The organism is Niveibacterium sp. 24ML (genome assembly GCF_026586805.1).
Lineage (GTDB): Bacteria > Pseudomonadota > Gammaproteobacteria > Burkholderiales > Rhodocyclaceae > Niveibacterium.
The window spans coordinates 1-20,234 of sequence record NZ_JAPFHA010000038.1 but is presented as its reverse complement, the minus strand read 5'-3'; the positions used below and the strand labels follow the sequence as shown (position 1 = coordinate 20,234).

15 protein-coding genes are annotated in these 20,234 nt (G+C 69.1%); all 15 read right to left on the bottom strand.

The window, feature by feature from the left end; all coding sequences use genetic code 11:
- Nucleotides 1–220: 220 nt before the first annotated feature.
- The 15 genes from OPU71_RS20420 to OPU71_RS20350 all read right to left on the bottom strand — a co-directional run bounded on the left by OPU71_RS20420 (nucleotide 221) and on the right by OPU71_RS20350 (nucleotide 19,977).
- A complete protein-coding gene (locus tag OPU71_RS20420) occupies nucleotides 221–2,683 on the bottom strand; it encodes a phage tail protein (protein WP_267729920.1) in 2,463 nt (820 codons plus the stop codon).
- Between the two features lie 85 nt (nucleotides 2,684–2,768).
- Entirely contained in the window at nucleotides 2,769–5,051 is a 2,283-nt protein-coding gene (locus tag OPU71_RS20415) for a putative baseplate assembly protein (protein WP_267729919.1), read from the bottom strand.
- Nucleotides 5,051–5,446, bottom strand: coding sequence for a GPW/gp25 family protein (locus OPU71_RS20410; RefSeq protein ID WP_267729918.1), 396 nt, complete (start codon nucleotides 5,444–5,446; stop codon nucleotides 5,051–5,053). The genes OPU71_RS20415 and OPU71_RS20410 overlap by 1 nt, the downstream gene beginning before the upstream one ends.
- Nucleotides 5,447–6,287: 841 nt before the next feature.
- Nucleotides 6,288–8,396 carry a hypothetical protein gene (locus tag OPU71_RS20405; RefSeq protein WP_267729917.1) on the bottom strand — a complete coding sequence of 703 codons (2,109 nt, stop codon included), beginning with the start codon at nucleotides 8,394–8,396 and terminating at the stop codon, nucleotides 6,288–6,290.
- Nucleotides 8,397–8,398: 2 nt separating this feature from the next.
- Nucleotides 8,399–9,103, bottom strand: a complete 705-nt coding sequence (locus OPU71_RS20400) for a phage baseplate assembly protein V (RefSeq protein ID WP_267729916.1) — start codon at nucleotides 9,101–9,103, stop codon at nucleotides 8,399–8,401.
- A 76-nt stretch (nucleotides 9,104–9,179) separates the two neighbouring features.
- Nucleotides 9,180–10,244, bottom strand: coding sequence for a phage late control D family protein (locus OPU71_RS20395; protein ID WP_267729915.1), 1,065 nt, complete (start codon nucleotides 10,242–10,244; stop codon nucleotides 9,180–9,182).
- 3 nt (nucleotides 10,245–10,247) lie between these two features.
- Nucleotides 10,248–10,421 (bottom strand): hypothetical protein, encoded by a 174-nt coding sequence (locus OPU71_RS20390; RefSeq protein ID WP_267729914.1) that lies wholly within the window; start codon nucleotides 10,419–10,421, stop codon nucleotides 10,248–10,250.
- Between the two features lie 3 nt (nucleotides 10,422–10,424).
- The gene (locus tag OPU71_RS20385) at nucleotides 10,425–11,228 is read right to left on the bottom strand and encodes a hypothetical protein (protein WP_267729913.1); all 804 of its coding nucleotides are present in this window, start codon (nucleotides 11,226–11,228) and stop codon (nucleotides 10,425–10,427) included.
- A complete protein-coding gene (locus OPU71_RS20380; protein ID WP_267729912.1) occupies nucleotides 11,228–11,707 on the bottom strand; it encodes a phage tail protein in 480 nt (159 codons plus the stop codon). The genes OPU71_RS20385 and OPU71_RS20380 overlap by 1 nt, the downstream gene beginning before the upstream one ends.
- Nucleotides 11,708–11,859: 152 nt before the next feature.
- Nucleotides 11,860–14,628 carry a phage tail sheath C-terminal domain-containing protein gene (locus tag OPU71_RS20375; protein ID WP_267729911.1) on the bottom strand — a complete coding sequence of 923 codons (2,769 nt, stop codon included), beginning with the start codon at nucleotides 14,626–14,628 and terminating at the stop codon, nucleotides 11,860–11,862.
- 877 nt (nucleotides 14,629–15,505) lie between these two features.
- Nucleotides 15,506–15,958, bottom strand: coding sequence for a phage tail protein (locus OPU71_RS20370; RefSeq protein WP_267729910.1), 453 nt, complete (start codon nucleotides 15,956–15,958; stop codon nucleotides 15,506–15,508).
- Nucleotides 15,959–15,973: 15 nt separating this feature from the next.
- Nucleotides 15,974–18,256 (bottom strand): phage tail sheath family protein, encoded by a 2,283-nt coding sequence (locus OPU71_RS20365; RefSeq protein ID WP_267729909.1) that lies wholly within the window; start codon nucleotides 18,254–18,256, stop codon nucleotides 15,974–15,976.
- Between the two features lie 9 nt (nucleotides 18,257–18,265).
- A complete protein-coding gene (locus tag OPU71_RS20360; RefSeq protein ID WP_267729908.1) occupies nucleotides 18,266–19,114 on the bottom strand; it encodes a hypothetical protein in 849 nt (282 codons plus the stop codon).
- Complete coding sequence (locus OPU71_RS20355) at nucleotides 19,111–19,716, bottom strand: DUF4255 domain-containing protein (RefSeq protein WP_267729907.1); 606 nt, start codon at nucleotides 19,714–19,716, stop codon at nucleotides 19,111–19,113. The genes OPU71_RS20360 and OPU71_RS20355 overlap by 4 nt, the downstream gene beginning before the upstream one ends.
- Nucleotides 19,717–19,977 carry a hypothetical protein gene (locus OPU71_RS20350; RefSeq protein WP_267729906.1) on the bottom strand — a complete coding sequence of 87 codons (261 nt, stop codon included), beginning with the start codon at nucleotides 19,975–19,977 and terminating at the stop codon, nucleotides 19,717–19,719. It lies immediately after the preceding gene.
- Nucleotides 19,978–20,234: the final 257 nt, after the last annotated feature.

Here is a 20,234-nt window from a genome sequence, read left to right as displayed (position 1 = left end):
GCGTGCGAAGCGCGCGGCGTTGAAGCGGGGCGACTTTCTTTGGGTACTTTCTTTGTTCGCACAAAGAAAGTACCCCGGCCGCCGGGCCGGGACCCGGCTTGAGCGGGAAGGTCGGAGCAAACCGGCAGTGCAAATCGCAAGCCGCAGCGTTGGGCTTCGCGATGCTCAGCCCAACCTACGCCAGAGCCGGCGCGCGGGCACCAGAGGCGACGGCCGCCGCTCATGACAACACCCCCAAAAACCCCAGTCGATCCCGATCCAGCGCCCAACGCTCCACCCCTTCCGGCGGCGCGGCCAGCCGCGCCATGCCAAGCGTCGATTGATCAACAATCACCGCCGCAATCGGATCATCCGCAGCGAGCTGCGTCTCGAAACCGACTCGCGCGGAACCAAGCCGGAACGCGTAGTCCACCGTTTCAACCGAACCCGCCACATGCGCCGGCAGCGCAATCGCCAGCACGTCGCGCACCGTGGTGAGCCTGGCCGCGTAGTCGGCCGCACTGCGGCGTACCGGCACCCGCACGATCAGCGTGTGCGCGGCGCCGCTCGGGCGTTCGAGGTAGCGCACATCGCCGGGGCGTTCGGGCAGCGGCGCGTCGTCATCGAAGATCGAGGGATCGACGCAGGGGTCGGTGGCGATGCGGACCAAGCGCTGCAGCGCGGGCAAGGTGCCGCGGCGCGCGAGCAAGCGGTGACCGTAGCGCACCAGTAGGCGGCGCCGGCGTTCGTCGAGTTGCGGATCGAGCAGCAGGCCAAGCCAGCCGGCGAGCCAGGGCAGCGATTCGCGCGGCGTGGTGCGGGCATCGAAGAGCATCTGCACCGCGGCGAGGCGGTCTTCCCAACTGGTGAACAAGCCTTCAACGTTCGCGAGGAAACGTTCGAGGAAGTCGGCTGCAACCGGGTCTTCGCGCCAGCAGGCGGGCAGGTAGCGCAGGTAGTCAAAGCGCGGATACCAGATCCGCAGCGCGCCGATGCGCGGCGTCGTGAGGCCGTTGCCCGCCAGCTCGATGCGCAGTTGCGCGTAGCGGCCGCGCACGCCTTGCAGCAGCAGTTCGCGGCTGCCACGTTCGCATTGCATCGGCTGCGACTCACGACGCGCCAGCCACGGCAGCTCGGCACCGATGGCGCGCGGCACCAGCGGCGGCTGCGCGCGCCACGGCGCAGTGCGCAGGGCGACGACATCGTCCGCGGCACGCGCGCTGATGCGGATTGCACAGGCAGGCGGAATCGCCACGTCGAGCACGACGCGATGCCAGACGCAGCCCGGCTCACCGGCATCGAAGGGCGGCCGCGCGGCGCTGCCGGGCCAGGTATCGAGTTGTAGCGTGCGGCTATAGCGCGGGCGCTTCTGTACCACCAGCGGCACCCAGTGGCCGTCGCTGTCGTAACGCGGCGCAGCGGCCACCGCCACCAGCCCGCGCCCGCCGTAACGGCGCATCGGCAAGAATTCGGGCAGCGGTTCGAGCGAGAGCACGCCAAGGCGTTCGACCAGCAGGATGCGGAAGGCCTGGTTGCCGTCGTCGCCCACCACCCACAGCTGCGCACGCGCGGCGCTGCGATCCTCGGCCGTCGGCGCTGCGGCAAGCAAGGCGTGGCCGGCGAGGCGGAAGGCGTCGGCATCCTCATCGGCGATCACGGCGCGCACCCCGTCCAGGCTCAGGCGTACCCGCGCGACGAGCGGATCGGGCGAGATCACCAGCAATGCGCCCCAGGGGTCGGCGTCACCGGCGAGCGGGTTGTCGAGCACGATTGCACGGCAGTCGGGCAAGGACTCCACCGCAATCGGCGAGCGCAGGTTCAGTGCGATCGCGTGGGCGAAATCGATACGCCGTGGTGCCGGCGGCAGTGCACGTGAATCGCCGCCTTGAGGGCCGAATCCACCCGTTTCCGCCACCGGCGCCGCGGGCAGGAGCCCGACGCTGGCGAGCCGGCGATCCAGCCGCCACAGCCGTGCATCCACCGCTGCCGCGGGGGGCGCATCGGTGGGCAGCGCGCGGTCGAGAATCCACACGCCACACACGTCGGCCGCGATATCGCAGGGCATGAAGGCGCGCACGCCGGGCGCGGCTTCGGGCCACGCGAGCCAGCGCGGCGGGCCACCGGCGACGAGGTCGAAATCGAGCAAGCCAGCGGGCGCGATGCTGCCGGCGATGAGGCGATGATCGGGCGTCATCGCGAGGCCGGCGAGTCGCGGCGGCGGTGGCGTAAGCGGATCGGCATCGCCAAACAAGGGCTGCGCCTCGCCGCGGAAAACAGGTGCCGGCGCCGCACTGAGCGGCAGATCCGGCCCGAAGGCCAAGGTCACCGAGCCCACCACCTCCGGCATCGGCCGCTCGGGCGGCCAGAACACGCTCAGCTGCCCGCTCTGCGCACACTGGCGCAGGATGCGGCTGCCGTCGACGTCCACCCAGAACACGTTGCCGTCGGCATCCGCCGCAGCGCCCCGGCGGCGCGATGCGCCGGGCTTGATGTCGAGCGGCGCAGCGCGGAAACGGAAGGCTTCGCGCGGCAGCATCAGCTCAGCATCGTCGGCATCCCAGCCTTCGGCCGCGAGTTCGCCGGCGCTGGCATCCGCCGGCCACAGCGAGGCGACCGTCGGCGAGCCGGCCAGATCGCTACGCACGCACGCGCCCCAATCCTCGGGGCCGAGCAAGAGCCAGTTGCGGGAGCCGTTAGAGTCCATGGTCAGCGCCCGCCCGGCCGCCCGAAGGGCGCTGAAGCCCCCTCGGGGGGCAGCGAATGCAATGAGCGTGGGGGCATCACAAGCCTCAGCATTGGTTGGGAATGAAAGGCACGGGCAGGCGGCGATTCGCGTCGCCGCTGGCGCCCGCACCGGAACCGCTGCGGCCCAGCGTGGCTTCACGCAAACCGACCAGCGGGTTTTCGCCGGGCGAGAAGTCACGCGCCTCGACCAGCAGGCCCAGCAATTCAGGCTGATCGAGTTCGGCGAAGGCGAGCCGATCGGCCGGTTGCGGGCCGCTCGCGGCCTCTTCGCCCATAAGCAAGTCGTTCACCAGGCGCACGCCGGGCACCCGCGCCACCACCGCAAGCAATTGCGCGGCAATCACCGGCGCACGCAACGGCCAGCCGCCGGGGGTGATGTCGTCGATGCCGCCGGGGCGTGACACCGCATCGGCCTGCGGCAGCGCGGAGAGGAAGGCGATCAGCGCCGCACGCACTTTCGGCCGCAGTTCGGCCAACGCGACACCGGGGTCCGGCTCCAGCCCGACCGCGATCCAGATGCCGCGATAGCGCGGGCCGGTGACGAAGACCTCGGTGGTGACAAGACGACGCGGGTCGAGCCACTCGCACACCGCGCGCAGCGCCACCGGATCAGGCCGCGGCGCATCCGGGTGCTTGGGGTCGTTCGCCGGCACCACCATCACCGTCACCGCACCGGCCGTCGCGCCCACTTCAGGCTTGAAGGCCGTCAGCACCTCAACCCGTGCCAGCCGCACGCTGGGCGTGCGCAACGCAAGGTCACGGTAGTCTTCGGCGGTCACGGCGCGATCGCGATGCCGCAGCCAGGCCTGGATGCTGCGTTCGCCGTCGGTGGCGGTTTCGGCATCGCGGCCGCCCCAGGTGGCAAGCGGGTTGCTCACCGACAGCCCGGCCGGCAAGCGCGGGCCGATCTTGATCGCGCCGCTGGCGACGTTGCCGGCCGCGCCCTGCGTGATGTCGTAGTCGGCAAGGATGCTCGCGTCGAAGGGCGGGCGGGCGCCGCGCAGGCCATCGCCGAACTTCAGCAAGCCGGCTTCGGAATCCACCGCGAAGACGCGGCTGTCCTCACCGCCGCCGGCCGGCTGCAGGCTTTGCGGCAGGCGTGAGTCGCGCAAGGCGATCTCGGGCGGCGCGGCGTAAAGCTCATCAGTCGCCGTCCAGGTGTTGCCGGCGACCGACACCTGCACGCTGCCCGGCACCACCGGCCCGCGTGCGAAGCGGAACTGCTGCTCCGGCGCGCCGGTGCCCAGACCGATCACTTCGTTGCGCACCACGTCGCGCTGCTCGACCTGGCAGGCGTTGATGCCCGCCCACAGCGGTGCGAGCCGCGCGCCCCCCAGATCGCCTTCGGGACGGATGCGCAGCCACAGCGCCACGCGCGCATCGGTCTGCGGATCTTCAAACAGCGGCGGCAACTCGCCGGCACCGGCTTCGAGCGGGTCGACATCGTCAAAGGTGAGCAGGCCTTCGAGCGCAGGCAGTTCGACGTCCAGCCGCAGCGGCTCGACCTCGCCATCACCGCTCATCCGCATCGGCAAGGTTCGCCAGCTCGCGAGGCGAGCTGGCGGCGGGCCAAGGCGATCGGCCGCGGCGATCTCCACCACCAGTTGCGGCGGCTTGTGCGTGACGCCCTCACCCGGCGCGAGGCGGCGGGTCGTTGTGGGCTCCGGCGCCAGCACCATGCAAAGCGTGAGCACCCGACCGGCAATCGCGCTGCGCACATCCTCGCGCGTGGCGTTGCGGTCTGCTCTGCGACGCAGGAGCGCGAGCCAGAAGCACTGCCCTTCGGTGTCGCCGATCTCGGTGCCGGGTGCGCTCGCCAGATCCACTGTTTCGTAGAGCGAGAGATCCGGCGCGGCACCGCCGACCGAGAAGCTGGCGTAGAGATCCTTGTAGGCCGCGAGCGTCGTTGCGTCGGGTGCTTCCAGCGTGCGCTTGAAGACCAGCGCGGAATCAACCGGCAATACATCGAGCCCTTGCGTGGTGCGGAAAGGCAGACTGCCGGCGCGCAGCGGCTCGCCACGGTTGAGCGTGAGCGGCGCAAGCGGGCCGCGCGCATTCTCGAACACCACCACGCCACGCGCTGCCTGCACCGGCGAGAGCGGCACCCCGAGCAACTGGAGGAACTTGAGCCGATTGCGCTCCGGCACCTGGTTGGCGCGGTAGAGCATGTTCTCCGCCATGAAGGCGAACAGCTCCAGCAGGGTGACGCCCGGATCGGCCTCGTTGAAGTTGGTCCACTCCGGCGTGTGCGACGGAATCCGCGCGATCGCCTCGTCGGCGATATCACGGAAGGCGCGGTCGTCGAGCTTGGGCAGTTCGATCGGCATCAGCTGCCTCCGAGGATGAGTGTCAGGCCGACCCGTTCCTGCTGGCCGGTCGTCACAAGGGTGTAAGTGATCGTCACGCGCGCCGCGAGCGGATCGTCCGCCGCCACCGCGACCTCAACCTGCGCGACGCGGATGCGCGGCTCCCAGCGCGCGAGCGACTGTTCGATCCGGCCGCGGATCAGCTGGTGGGTGGTGAGCGTGTTCGGCTCGAACAGAAACTGCTCCAGCCCGGCGCCGAACTCCGGCACGCCGATCCGCTCGCCGCGATTGGTGGCGAGAATCAGGCGCACGTTCTCGCGGATGTTCGCCTCGCCGCTGGAGCGGGCGAGCCGGCCGTCCGGCGTGATGGTGAGCGGCCAGGCGAGGCTGCGGCCGAGGAGGTGGTCAGCGTTCATGGATGGGGCTCCATGCGTGGGTTTTTCGACACCCACGGTGCGGCATTCGGATGGCGTTGTTCGCGTGGCACGGCCGTGCCGCTGAAGAGCGTCGGTTGGGCTGAACTTTGCGAAGCCCGACGATTGCCGCGTGTGGCTTGCCGGTGGCGTTGTTTGCATGGCGCGGCCGCGCCGCTGCAGCCGGGTCCCGCCCCGGCGGGCGTCTTACTTCTTTTGCTTCGCCAAAAGAAGTAAGCAAGAAAAGGCGACCCGGCGTTCGCGGTCAGGCGCTTTGCGCCTGACTCCCCTCGCGTGCTCGCGAAATCGGGCGGCAGCGGAACTCGCGCCGGGCTGCGCCCGCCGCTCAGACAGTCCTCGCCGTCGTCGCTACGCGCCGATCCCCCGACCCCGCTGCGCGGCTCGGCGCTCTCGACGGGACCCAAGGTCAAAACCATCGGTGTTTCACCGCGCACTGCAGTTCGATACGAGCGGTCGAGCGTCGACGCTTTTCCCTCCCCCTCTGAAACGCCGAGCAGCGCAGGGGCGCCGGGTTCCGACGTGCGCAGCACGGCGGGGCCGAGGACTGTTTGAGCACCGAGCGTAGCGAGGGCGCGTTCCGCAGGCCCCCGGCGAGCCGAGCAGCACAGGGAACCCCGCCGCAGGCGGGGCGTTGAAGCGGGGCGATTTTCTTTGGGTACTTTCTTTGTTCGCACAAAGAAAGTACCCCGCCCGCCGGGGCGGGACCCGGCTTGAGCGGGAAGGCCGGCGCCTAACACCAACGCAAACCGCAAGCCACAAGCCGAACGTTGGGCTTCGCCACACGCATCCAGTCCCCAGTTGCGGCCAGCAACAAAACCGAAAGTCATGACCCACCCCCCTTCTTCTTCAAGATCGGGAAACAGATCGCAAAGAACGGCATCCACCTGAAGATGAAGTCCAGCAGGCTCACCATCACCAGCAGCAGGATCAACGCACAGAGCGTGATGATCGGTATCGACAGCGAGCAGATCATGCCGAGCTGGTTGCTGTCGTTCTTCGAGCACGGCCCCATGTCGCCCACATCCAGATCCTTGTGCAGCGGCCAGGGCAGCACCGATCGCACCAGGTCGACCAGGCCGAGCCCCTTGGCGCGCGCCACCTGGCCACAGAGCAGATCGCTCATGACGAAGGCGGTGTTCTTGTCGAACTTGCGCAGACCGGCGGAACTGGTGTCCACCGGCAGGCCGATGCGGATCGGCCGCGCGGGGGCGTCGGGGTCGAAGAAGCTGGCGAGCTGGAAGGCCTCGGTCGGCGCAGAGATCGTCGGGCCGTGCTTGAAACAGTCCGGCCGCGTCAGCACACAGCGGATCACGAACCAGTTTTCAACGTCGAGCCGTGGCGGCGGCGCAACGCTGAGCAGCTTGGGGCGATCGGGTGCGGCGGGCAGCGCAGCGGCGGCGAGTTCGACGAGGCGGTTGAGCGCGCGGAAGTGGCGGCGATCGGCGGGCGTGATGAAGAAGGCCGCGTCCTGCTCCACCAGCGGCAAGGGCATCGGCGCACCGGTGGGCACGATGCCGTCCGCCAGCGGGAAGAGGAAGCCGGGCCAGCCGCGCCGCGCGGCGATACCCGTCCAGCCGAACACGCCGCGTGCCGCTTCGAGCGCGGCGCTCGCATTCCTGGCGGCGACCAAGGCAGCGCAAAGGTTGTCCGGCATCGCGAACAGACGCTGGGCGTTCTGCTGCACGCTCTTCGCGTTGTCGTAGCTGAGCCCTTCTGGCTGCGCCTGATAGGCCTCGCCGACTGCCTGCGTCAGCGAACCAAAGAGGCTGACGTCGACGCGGGCTGCGTCGAGCGCGTCGAAGAATGCATCCTCGGCGGTGCTCAGCGCCGGCAGCGGCGTACCGCCCGCTCGCGCGAGCACTGCTTTCCACACCTCGGGCAGCTCTTCGACCAGCCATTTTGCGAAGTCGGCGAGCACATACCAGGTGCTCGTTTGCATCGCCTCGCGCAAGCGCCGCCGCGCCACCGTCGCGCGCCCCTCTTCGTTGTCGAGGAAGACCTGGTCCGCCACCGGGCTGCTGCGCTCGTGACTGTTGTAGTGCGCCCAGCCCTGCTCGATCAGCTGCCGCCACGGGCCAGTGACGGTTTTACGCAGCAGCGTGAGGCGCGCGTCATCGTCATCCACCGCGTTTGCGGCCGGCGCCGGGGCTGTCGTCGCTTCGTCGATCGCGCCGCCCAGATAGGCCTCGCGCTTGCCCACCGGCACCAGCCCGGCCCACATGCGGCGCGGGCGCTCACCGCTGGGGCCTTCCTCGCGCCAGGCCATCGGGAACAGGGGCAGCAGGTCTTCGCCCGCCGCAAGCGTGGTGTCGTCCGCCGCCGCCCAACGCATCCCCTGCGGGCCGCTGACCCAGGCGTACTCCTGCCACTGCTGCGGGTCGTAGGCGGCCTGCGCGGGTTTGGCGAAGGCCGCGTCCTTGTTGGCCGCGGTGGGCAGCAGCCGGCGCACGACGAAGCGCACCGATTCCTTCATCGTGCTGTTGAGCGCGCGATCCGGCAGGCCCGGCGTGCCGCACACCAAGCTGGCGGCAATGAGGTAGAAGCGCTGATGCGCCGGCTGGAAGAGCTTCAAGGGCCGCTCGACCGCGGGAGCCGCCTTGTGGCTGGGCGTCGCCTCAGCCGCCGCGCTCCGACGCATCGGTTTGCCGATCCGCGCCGCAAGCCGGCGCGCCAAGGGCGTCGCCGCGGGTGCGGGGCTCGGCGTCGCGGGCACGCCATCGCGCCAGGATTCGCCGCGCGCCTGCAAGGTCTCCAGCGCCGCGCTGCGCGCCGCCGAATCGGGCTGCGCGAGGATCGCCGCGATGCGCTCCATGAAGTCGTCGTCAGCAAAGCGCAGCAGCGCCGGCCGCAAGGTCCGCTCGCGCGCGCCGCCCCACAAGGGCGAAGGCGCCTGCCAAACGCTGTCGTGTTGAGGGAAGCGGGCGCGGTCCATGATTACCAAATATTTCCGGCGCCGGGGGTATAGCTGGCGCTGATGACTGAATTCGAAATCAGCGTGTCGCACTGGACCACACCGGAAAAACGCGACATGCCGGCATTCACCGTGACCATGCCGGCGCTCACTTCCACGTTGGACGCATTCACCGTGACCTTGGCGGCGGCTTCGATCGTGATACCGGCCGTTTCGAGCTTGATCGAGTTGCCGTTGGAGTCGATCACCTCGACCTTGCCGGGGCCATCCTGCAGCGTGATCTTCTGGCCGCCGGGGGTTTCGACGATGAACTTCTCCTGCCCGTCCTGATCGTCGAGCGTGAGCTTCACGCCGTTGCGCGAGCGGATGACCTTCAGGTAGTTGTTGCCCGAACCGTCCATCGATTCGGGCGGCGCATCGCTGCCGTTCCACAACGCACCGACCACGCAGGGGTGGCGTGCGTTGCCGCCGACGAACGCCACCAGCACTTCGTCGCCCACATCGGGGATAAACCAGCTGCCGCGGTTGTTGCCGGTCATCATCGTGGTCAGCCGCGCCCAGCTTTCGTACTGGGCACTGCCGGAATCGGGCAGCCAGGGCAGCTTCACCCGCACCCGGCCCTGCCCGTCCGGGTCCTTGATGTCGGTGACCTGGGCCGGGTACACGCCAAACCACGGGCCACCCAGGCCCGCCGGGCTGCGCGCGCGGAGCTCGTCGGTCAAATTCACGACGCCTCCCGCCGGGCCGCCCCAAGGGCGACGTTCGCCCCCGCGGGGGGCAGCGAGTGAACACGAGCGTGGGGGCTCATGCCGGCTCTCCAATCCACGCGCGTTCAAGTGCGATCTCGGTCCGCAAGCCGATGCGGTTGTCGAAGCGATGCGTCACGCCGACAAGGTCGTAATCGCCCTTGAAGAGCGGCCCGACGCCTTCGATCTTGATGCGTGCGCCGACCTTCAGGTCGCTCGTCGTTTCGGTCACGCCATGCGCCACGACGAAGCGCCGCGCACGCTGCGCAAGCCAGGCGCGCGCGATTGCATCGGCCTCGGACGCGGTTGCCGGAAAGCTGTGCGTCACCGCCTCGGTACGCGCACTGAGTTTGCTCGACACCAGATCGGCGCCGCGCTGGCCGCCACCTTCAGACGACAGCGACGAGGCCTCGGCTTCACCCTTGAGCGCGTCCTTCGCGGCAACGTCCCACCCGCCGATGCTGACGCTGCTGACCTGGTGCGCGAGATCGGCCACGACGCGGAAGCTGCGCAGGCTCGCACCGGTGGTCAGGGTCACCGGCGCAGCGCGACGACTGCTGCGCTCGGCGGCGTGGAGCGTGTCGCCGTCGGCCCAGATTTCGAAGCCGCCACGGCGTGCCCGTTCGCGCAGGAACGCGAGGTCGGTATCGTTGGCCTGCGCCAGCACACGATGCGTATCGCCGGAGAGGCTCACTTCGGCTTGCAGGCCGTGATCATTGGCGATCTGGCGGATCACGTCGGCGTCGCTCATGTCTTCGAACACGCGGGTACGGCGGCTCATGCGCAGGCTTTGCAGCCGGTCTTCGGCCAGCACCGTGATCGTCGGCGGCGCACCTTCGTCGAAGCTCGCTTCGATCGCGCTGATGCGGCCCTTGAACAGCACATCGTCACCCAAGCGCACTTCGAGTTTCTTGCCGAAGTCGAACACCCGCAGGTCGAAGTACTGATAGTCGGTGCCGCCATTGCGCGGGCCCCAGTTCTCCAGGGTCAGGCTGCCATGCGCGAGGCCGGCGTCGCTGTCGCACAGCGCGAGCTCACGCAGTGCGCTGGCGACGGCCGGATAGGTCTCGCCATCGATCACGATGGTCGGGCGTGAGGAGCGAAGGGCGTCCTGTACCGGCATGGCTCAGTCGTCCTTGAGGCGTTCGCTGCGCGCGGCGAGCCACGCCAGCACCGCGGCGAGGGTCTGCGGGTCAGTCGGCGGCGCAGCGTTGCTGGCCGGTGCGTTGGCAGCGCCGGCATCCGCTTCGGCCGCTGCGGGAGCGGTGACCACTTCGAAGTCGTTGATCACGATCGCCATCGCTCAGCCTCCACGCAGGTTCATGTTGATCAGCTGGCCAGAGACCAGCAGGCGCGGGTTCTCGATCCCGTTGGCCTGCGCGATCGCGCGCCAGTCGCCGCCCTGCCCGCTGGCGGCGGCCATCTGCTGCAGGCTGGCGCCGTTGGGCGCGGCGGTGAGCGGCTGCCCGCCTGGCCCGGTGCTGCCGGCGCCCGGCGAACCCGGCGCGGTGCTGCCCGAACCTCCGCCGGTCAGCGGCGTGCGCGGCGCGGCATCGGGCCGGCCAACCGGCTGTGCGAACTTGAAGGCGGAGATGCGCGGTTGCGACATCGACAGCGAAACCTGGGCGCGCAGCGGCTTACCCTCTGGCGCGAAGAATTCGAGCGACTCATCCATCGAATCGATCATGCCGTTGAACTGGAAGGTGCCCCAGAAGAAGGCCACCGCCGGCGGGATGAACTTGTTCTTCTCTTTCGGCGCAGGTTGCGGGGTGATGAACCAGGCAACTTCCTGCGTCAGCTTGCGCACGTCGTCCACCTTGCCGGCGCCGCGCTCGGCCTGCGGCAGCGCACGCGCTTCGATCGGTGCGGTGGCGTCGAACCACAGCTGCACGGTGAGCTTGGTGGTCCCGGCGCCAACGAACTGGATCGAAGGCGGCGCGCCCGAATCACCACCGCCCTGCGGCTGCTGCACCTGGTTGGCGAAGTTCACCTTCAGCGATTCGGGGTTGAACTGCACGAAGACGCTGCGGCCGCCGGACTTCACCGTTTCGAAGTCCGGTTCCAGCTCGACGAGGCGGGCCTTTTCAAGCGGAATGGCGACCGGCATCAGCGGGCTCCCGGTGGTTTGAGCGACAGGGTTTCATAGGCAAGCTGCAGTTCTTCCACCGCGACCATGCCGTCCTTGGCGTTCAGCGCGGGTGCCTTCAGCTTCACCGGCAGGCAGCGCGCGGCGAGGAATCGCACCCGCTCGGTACTGCCGTCGGCGGCAAAGATCACCACCTCGCAGTCGGCGCGCACGCGCGGGTCTTCCACGGTTTGCTCGACCCACTCCCACAGATCGAAGTTGGCCGTCATGCCGCGCTTGAGCGTGAGCGTGCCGTAGCCCACCGGCGAGGCGAGGCGGATAAGCTGCCCGTTGGCGCCACCCTCGCGGATCGTCTTCGCCTCCATCGTGATCTCAAGCCCATCGCACTCTGCGAACGAGGCCGACGCCATGCGCTCGGCGCTGCCGGCACGATTGATCTCGACCGCGAAGTTGAACGCAGTGAAGGGGTAGATCACGGTTTCGGGGCGCGGGTTGCTCATCTCAGTCTCCGCCGAGCCATCTCAAGGAGACTGCAGCCCCCTCGGGGGGGTGGAGCGAGGAATTCGCGAAGCATCGCTTCGCGCTCGCGGAACGGGCCGGCTGTGCAAAGCCGGCACTGTTCGAGCCTAGCGAGCGTGGGGGTCGTGTCATCTCAGCCGGCCTCCACGCGCAAGGTGTCGCCCGCGCGAACAACGCGAATCGTCAGGAACTCCAGCGGCTGCGCCGGCGCGAAGCGCAGCTCGACGACGAAGCGGCCATCGTCGCGATCGCGCGGCAGGCCGGGGTTGAGCGTGAGCTGCCAGGCCTCCGACGGCTTGCGCCCGGCGAAGGCGCCCCGCGTATGCAGTTGCGAGAGCCACGCGGTGAGCCCGCGTTCGACCGCGCGTTCCAGCGCCGGCCCGTTGGGCTCGAAGACCCAGACGTTGCCTTCACGGATCAGCAGGCGGCGCAGCAGGCTCATCAGGCGGCGCACATTCAGCGGTACCCAATCCTCCTCCAGACTCAGCGTGCGGGCGCCCATCAACCGCACCCGCAAACCATCGAAGCGCCACAGGTTGGCGCCCGCGCCGAACAGCGGCAACGGGTCGCTCGGCGGGCGTTCGAGGCCGATCGCGTCGGCCACCACTTCATTGGCCGCCGCAATCCACGCGCCACGCGCAAGTGAACGGCGTGCGATAAGGCCGCAGGCAGCGCCTTCGGGCGCCATCGCCACCACGCCTTCGGCACTGCGGCGGCGCAACCAGGGGTGGTAGAGCGCGGCGTAGGAGAGCGCGATCACTTCATCGTCGCCGAGCAGTGCGTCGTCGCCACCGGGGCCATGCCGCGTCAGCGCGGCAATGTGGCGCTGCGCATCGGCGTCGTCCATCCAGGCCGGGGCACCGAGCACCGCAAGGCTGTCGGCGCGCGCGGCGGCGATCCGCAGCATCGCGCGCTGCACCGTCAGTGCGGTGCGAATGCCTTCCGGCGCATCAGGCTGTGCGCGCCAGCCACCCACCGGCAACTGCGGCACCTTGAGCCCGGCAGACCAATCGCTGTAAGTCACCGCGCCGGCAACCCGCACCCGCAGGTAGCGCCACGGTGGCGGGTCGGCATCGAAGGCCCATTCGGTCTCCGTGCCGCGAAGCAGTTCTACCGCGTCGCGCCAATCCGGGTGGCGCGCGCCTTCGAGGATGAAACCGTCCGCCAGCGGGTCAGCCATCCAACGTGCGGTGAGCCGGCCCTCGCCATCGCGTTCGATGGCCAGCGTTGGCGCTGCAAGGCGCAGCGGAAGGCAGGCCGCGAAAGGCAGATTCGCACCGCAAGGGCCGCTGGGTGCCAGCACCGGATCGGAGGCCGCCGGCGCGGGCCAGTCCGACGCATGCGCCGGGCGCCAGGGCGGCAGGGCCAGGTCGGGCGCGGCGAGCAGCGTCGCCTCTTCGAGCGCGAGCAGCGTATGCACCCCGCGCAGCGAACGTGCCGGCATGCGTGCCGGGTCGAAGGGGAAGCGCAGTGCCTCGGCACGCGCGACCATCGTGTGAATCGTGGCGTCGTTCAGACGTGGATCGAGGAACAGCGCAGCAGAAAGCCGCCGCAGCCCATCGCGCGCAAGGCCGCTGCGCGAATCCTGCAGCGCCGGCAGCCAGGCCGGTGCCGCCCAGGGCAGGCCGATCGGCAGGCAATCGCCAAGGCCACGCCCGGCGAGCGGGAAGGACTTGGCGGCCGCCTCGGTGCGCAACGCCAGATGGGCGCCACTGAGCTGCACGGTGTGGGCCGGGTCTGCGCTCCAGCGTGCGTCGTCGCGCGGCAGCGCCTGCCATGCGCGCGCCTGCGCCGGGCAAAGGCCCACCGAGGCCAGTGCGCTGGCGCCCGCCTGCTCGTCGTCGCACATCAGCGTGATGCGCAGGCGCTCACCGAGCGGCTCGTCGCCCAATGCACAGGGCGCCGGCAGTTGTTCAAGCAGCGCGACCTGCGCCTTGAGCGTGATCGTGGTCGCATCACGCGCGCTGAGCACGCAGTCGCCCAAGGTCGCGAGAATGACACGGCTACCCGCGCGCAGACGCAGCGGGTGACCCGGCTGCGGCCAGTCGGCCGCGGGCAGCGCCGCCGGCAGTTCGATGCGCAGCACGCCCGACCATTCCGGCCCGATCGGTGTCGGCGCGCCCGCTTGATCCGCCGCCTCGAACCTTACCGTCACCGCCCGTGCACGTGGCAGCGAGAGGCTTCCGTCCAGCGTCGCCGGCATGCTGGTCGGCACCCCGAACCACCAGCTCTCAGCGATGCGTGCGTCGACCCGCGTGCCGTGCTGCCCCTGGTTGCGCTTGAGCACACTCGCGACGCGCAGGAACACCACGACGCGGGAGAAGGCGCCGCCGAGCGAGGCATCCGGCGCCTCGCTGACAAAGCGCAGCAGATCGCCCGCCTCGGGCATCGCGGTGGAGGCTGGGTCCAGCGCGATCCGGTGCGGCGCGGCGCCATCCCACGGGTTGCCGGTATCGAGCACGCCGATCGGGCTGCGTTCAAGCCGCACGCCAGTGCGCACACCGAATCCCCAGCGCCCGCCACTGCTCGCCCGTGCCTGCGCTGCGCGCCATCCCAGTCGCGTTTCGTACCACAGCCCGGCGAGCGGCAGCTTCGCCGTCGCGGGCCTGCGCGCCACACGGGTGACCCAGCAACGCCGCCCACCGTTGGCAAAGAAACTCTGCACCGCCGGCGCCAGTTGCGCCGTCACCGGCGCGCCTGAAGTCGCGTCAGTGAAGAGTTCATGCTCGGCGCCAAAAATCGCGGTGAACGCCGCGTAGTCCTCACACACCACCGGGCGGTCGATCGGGCCGCGGCGGGCGAAGCCGACGAAGAGCGCGATGTCCATGCGGGGGAGGCGCTCGTCGAGCACGACGGGCGCGGATTCGAAGGCGAGGCCGGGGAGGCGGAGGGGAGTGGTCATGACCTCAGGCGCCGGTCAGAGGGCTGATCGTCTGCGCCCCTCGCAAACACTCGCGCAGTTTGGACGTTTCTTCGCGGAGCCTCGGGCGCAGTCGTAGGTTGAGCTGGGCTTCGCGAATCCCAACAGCCTGCGCGCGCGGCTTGCGGTTGGCGTTGTTTGCTTGGCACGGCCGTGCCGCTGCAGCCGGGTCCCGCCCCGGCGGGCGTGTTACTTCTTTTGCTTCGCCAAAAGAAGTAAGCAAGAAAAGGCGACCCGGCGTTCGCGGTCAGACACTGCGTGTCTGACTTCCCTGCGCTGCTCGCGAATTCGGGCGGCTGCGGAACTCGCGCCGGGCTACGCCCGCCGCTCAGACAGTCCTCGCCGTCGGCGCTGCGCGCCGATCCCCCGACCCCGCTGCGCTGCTCGGCGCTCTCGACGGGGCCCAAGGTCAAAACCATCGGTGTTTCACCGCGCACTGCAGTTCGATACGAGCGGTCGAACGTCGACGCTTTTCCATTCCCCTCTGAAACGCCGAGCAGCGCAGGGGCGCCGGGTTCCGACGTGCGCAGCACGGCGGGGCCGAGGACTGTTTGAGCACCGAGCGTAGCGAGGGCGAGTTCCGCAGGCCCCCGGCGATCCGAGCAGCACAGGGAACCCCGCCGCAGGCGGGGCGTTGAAGCGGGGCGACTTTCTTTGGGTACTTTCTTTGTTCGCACAAAGAAAGTACCCCGCCCGCCGGGGCGGGACCCGGCTTGAGCGGCACAGCGACCACCAACGAGCCACGCCAATCGCAAGCCGATGCGTTGGGCCTCGCCAAGTTCAGCCCAAGCTACGCCCACAACCGCGTCGCCGGCGACAAACGAGAGACCATCACGTGCGAAAAGCACGGCCCCTCCCCTCACTCCATCTCCAGCCGCTCGTACGCGAGCACCAGCTCTTCCATCGCCACATCCGTCCCCTTGGCGTTCATCGGCCCTGAGGTGTGCTTGATGATGCGGGCGCGCAGGAGCTTCCAGGTCTGCACGACCTGGGTGTGATCCTCGTTCTGCAGCTGGATCGTCACCGTCCGCATGGCGTTCTGATCGCCGTTGCGGATTTCGTTGAGCCAGTTGTAGAGCCGCAGCGAGCCGATCACGCCGCGCTTGAGCGTGACGTCGGTGCTCTTGTTGAGGCCGGTGATCTTGCGCACCGAGTTTTCACGCTCGTTGCCGTTGCGGTATTCGGCGACGGTGACCTCCATGCCGATACCGGAGACTTCCTGGAAACCCGCGTCGGCGCCTTCGGTGTTGCCGTCACCGAGGTCGACGAGGAAGTTGAACTGCACGTAGGGGCGTTCGCGTAGCACGGCCATGATCGGGGTCTCCTGTTAGCGGCGTGCATCGGCGGTCCACTGCCCGATGCGGAAGATGACGAATTCGGCGGGCTTGAGCGGCGCAACGCCGATCAGGCAGATCAGGCGACCGTTATCGAGGTCGTTCTGGGTCATGGTGGAACGGTCGCAGCGCACGAAGTAGGCTTTTTCGGGCCGCTCACCGAGGAGCGCGCCGGACTGCCATTCGTTGAGCAGGAAGTCTTCGATGGTGCGGCGCACGTTGGCCCACAGCTTCTCGCCGTTGGGTTCGAACACCGCCCACTGCGTGCCCTTGTCGATCGAACGTTCGAGGTAGCAGAAGTAGCGGCGGATGTTGACGTACTTCCACTCGGGGTCGGAGCTGATCGTGCGTGCGCCCCACAGCCGCATGCCGCGCCCTTCGAAGTAGCGGAAGCAGTTGACGCCCTCGGGGTTCAACACCTCTTGCTGCGCGCGGTTGAGCATCAGCTCGAAGCCGATCGCCCCGCGCACCACTTCGTTCGCAGGCGCTTTCCACACCGCGCGTTCGATGTCGTTGCGCGCGTAGATGCCGGCGACAAAGCCGGAGGGCGGCAGCATCAGGTCTTGCCGCGTGATCGGATCGCGCACCTTGACCCACGGGTAGTAGAGCGCGGCGTAAGTCGAATCGAAGCGGGCGCGCATGGTCCGCACGGCAGCGATGGACTGCGCGTCGCCACTGTCGAGCACCGCAATGCGGTAACGCATGCGCGCGGCGTGGGCGATGACGGTGTTGAGCACCGCTTGCGCGTTGCTGCGCGCGTCGTCGGACTGCTCGTAGCCGAAGGTCGAGCCCGGCGCAGCGACGATCGAGATGTCTTCGATGTCTTCAAAAGACGCAAGCCCGGTCTTGTACGGATCGCTCAGCTCGGCGCGGCCTGCGTATTCGGTGGCGGTGAGCGGCGCGCCGTCGTTGCCGCCAACGAGGCGGATCTCCATGCTGCCGATGGCGCCATCTTCATCCGGCGCACGCAGCGCCTCGGCGAGGGTGTTCGAGGGCGAGGCGGTCACACCGCCGGCGAGCGGGTTGGCCGCCGCGTGCGCGGCTTCGAGCGCCGCCACCACGTCCAGCGCGGTCTGGCACTCTTCACCGAACAGCACCTCGATCGGCAGTTCGCGCGCCTGCGGATCTGCCGCCGGCAAGACGCGGAAGCGCGCACGGATCGAATCCGGTGCGCCGCTGCGGGTGTGCGAGGGGTCGAAGGCGAGACCATCCCACACCTCTGCGCCGCGCGAGGCATCCATCGGCTCGACCGCCACGGTGGCAGTGAGAATGCGCACGCGCTGGGTGTCGGGATCAAGGCCTGACAATTCGACTTCGGTGCCGCCATCGGCGGGCTCGAAGGACCAGGTGCGTTCTTCAGCATCCCAGCGGGCGCGATGCAGTTCGCCGTTGCCGCCATCGGCGTCGTCGATCAGCACCAGATCGTTGTGCAGCATGGTCGATACCGCCGTCTCGCCGTCGCGCTCACCCAGCACATCCTGGCCGTAGCGGAAGAAGAGGCGGACGCGGTAGTTGCCTGCGCGGCCCGGGAAGCGGGCGCGCACGCCGATGGTGCCGCCAAGCACTTCAGCTTCCAGCGTGTTGGCGGCGTTGCGGGCAGCCGTGGTGGCGGTGGTGACGGTGGCGGGGACAACCGGATCGGCATTGCGCGCATCGGACAGGGCGCGCGCCGCATTGCTTGCGGCTTCGGCCGCATCGTGCAGCGGCGCGGCGTCAAGGATGTCGGCCAAGGCGGTGGCGGCGGCATCGGCGGCGGCATCGGCCGCGGCGGCTGTTGCGGCGGTGATTACCTCGCGCGTCTGGCGGATGATCTCCAGCGCGCTGACCGCATCGGCCGAAGCCAGCAGTGCGCGGGCATGCCCATCGCCCTGCACATCGGCCACTTCAGCGGCCAGCATCGCCGCAGCATCGTCCTCCAGCGTGTCGGCAGGCCGGCCGTAAGGGATGGGGTTATCGGCGTCGGTGTCGTCGATGCGACGGAACACACGGCTGATGTAGAGCCGCTTGCCGCCCTCTTCAAAGAAGCTGCGCGCGGCGTGCCACAGGTAGTTGGTGCGGGTTTCCGGCGCGCCTTCGTTGTCGAGTTGAAGCGCCCGGCCATCGCCGTAGAAGTACTCGAACTCGACGAGTCCGGTCAGGATGTCGGGCCGCTGCGTGATCGGGCCATAGCGGCAAGGGCCGACGAAACCGGTGGTCGTGGTGCTGACGCCTTCAATGGATTTGGCACGGAAGGACGTCTCTTCGACGTACACGCCGGGTGCGAGGTATTCGGGCATGGCGAGCTCCTAGGGTTGCACGAAGAGCGCCCGCGCGCCGGGGGTCGCAGCCGCAAGCGGCTGGCCATAGCGCAGGCTGACGGGTAGATCGGCGCCCAGCACCGGCGCCGGGGGTGCCCCGGCAACGGAACGGGCGATCTGGCATGCCGGCTGTGCCAGCAAGGCGCACAGCAGCGGAATCGATTCGGACGGCTGGCGCTGGTAGCGCACCGTGAGCGTGAGCGGCCACTGGTGATCAAAGGCGCTGCGCGCGACGCCGCCGGCGTCGGCCGGTTCGGGGTAGGCAAAGCAGACCATCAGTTCGCCGCGCGCATCGGCCATGCCGCGTGCCAGCAGCGTGGCGCCCTGGCGCACTTCGAGCAGCGCCCAAGCGGCGGGCGCGGCTTTGTCGGGGTCAGCCAAGGGCAGTTCGCGCAGGCTGGCGCGCAGGCAGGCCCAGTGGGCCGGGGCGGGGCGAGCCGGCGTGGCGAACAAAGGAATCGGGAAATGCTCGATCGGCGGATCACCCGGTAACGGGCCCGGGCAGCGCAGCCTTGCCAGGCGGTTCTGCGGCAGCGTGAGGCGGAAGCGCGTGGGCAGCACCCTCGCCTGCGGGTCTTCGACCTTGATCTCGAATTCCCGCGCCAGCGCCAGCGGATCGCCGGTCTCTGCGTTTTCCCACCCGCGCAGGCCCGGCAGGCCGTGGGCCACCCAGTGGCCGGAAGGCGTGGGCTGCAAACGCTGCGGTGGCATGCCGCTATCGGGCGGTGTCGCCGTCACCTTGAGGCCGCTGCCGAGTGCGCCGCCGAACGGGTCTTCAAGCCGCAGGCCAAGGCCGGGCCGGAGCGTGATCCGTTCAAGCTCGCGCACGCCACTCATCGCGCGACCTCGCCAAGCGGCAGAACCCGTTCGAGCACCGGGCCATAGCTGTGAAGCGGCGCATCCGAATCAAGCAGCACGGCGCGCGCCACGTAGCTCATGCCAATCACGAGGTGCGGCTTGAGCTTGTCCCACAGGGCCAGCCAGTCGGCAATCGCAAGCGGATCGCAGACCACTTCGATGCCCTCGTTTTCGGGGAACACGCCAGCCACCGGCGCGTAGTGGTTCAGCAGGTGAGCAGGCAGTAGCTGCGCATCTTCAATCTGGCGCATCGCCCAGCCGAGCATCATCTGGCTGAACTCCGCATCGCTGTGCCACACCACCAGCAGGTAGTGAAGATCCACCGGCAAGGAAGGCCGCAGCCGCGTGCCGTCCGGCGCCGTGCGCGGCGGCAGGGAGCGCCGCGCGGTATTGATGGTGACCCGGTGCAGCAGCAAACCGAAGGCGCCCTTCGATGCGCCGGCCACATCCTTGTAGCCGTTGTCGAAATCCACCGGCCGCAAAAGCACCACCGGCTGCTCGGAAAAGGCGGCCGGGCGGGCCTCTTCGAGCAGGCCGCGCAGGGTCTTGCTGACGGTTGCAATCGCTTCGGTACCGGCCACTCAAGCTTCTCCGTGTTCCGGCCCGCGTGCCGCGCGGTAGATCACGCGGCCATCGGGCAGCTTCTGTCGCTCGACGCCGCGATGCGCCTCCAGCCAGGCCAGCGCCTCGGCCACCGTGAGCGGATCGGCGTCCACGCCCTCAGTCGGCAGCCACCATTCAGCGATGCCCAGCTCGCTGTCCGCCGCACCGGGGTGGGCAGAGAGATAGCTTTCGATGGCTTCGACGATCCGGCCAACCTGCGAATCGATGGCTGGGCACACGCCAACCTCCGTGAGGCGCAACACCCTGCCAATGCGAGCGGCGTGCCAGCTCACTCGTGGCCGCGTAAGCCGATGATTTGATTAGGGGTTTCGGTATCGGACGGCGGTGCGCGCCGGCGCAGCGGGTGGCGCCGCACCCACCCTCAGGCGCTGAGTGCGCGCCGTTCGAAGGCCGGCGGGAAATAGCGCCCGGCAGAAGTCCGGCGCTCCCGGCGGGTGGGTGAAGCGTCACCCGGGTGGGGGGGGGGGGGGGGGGG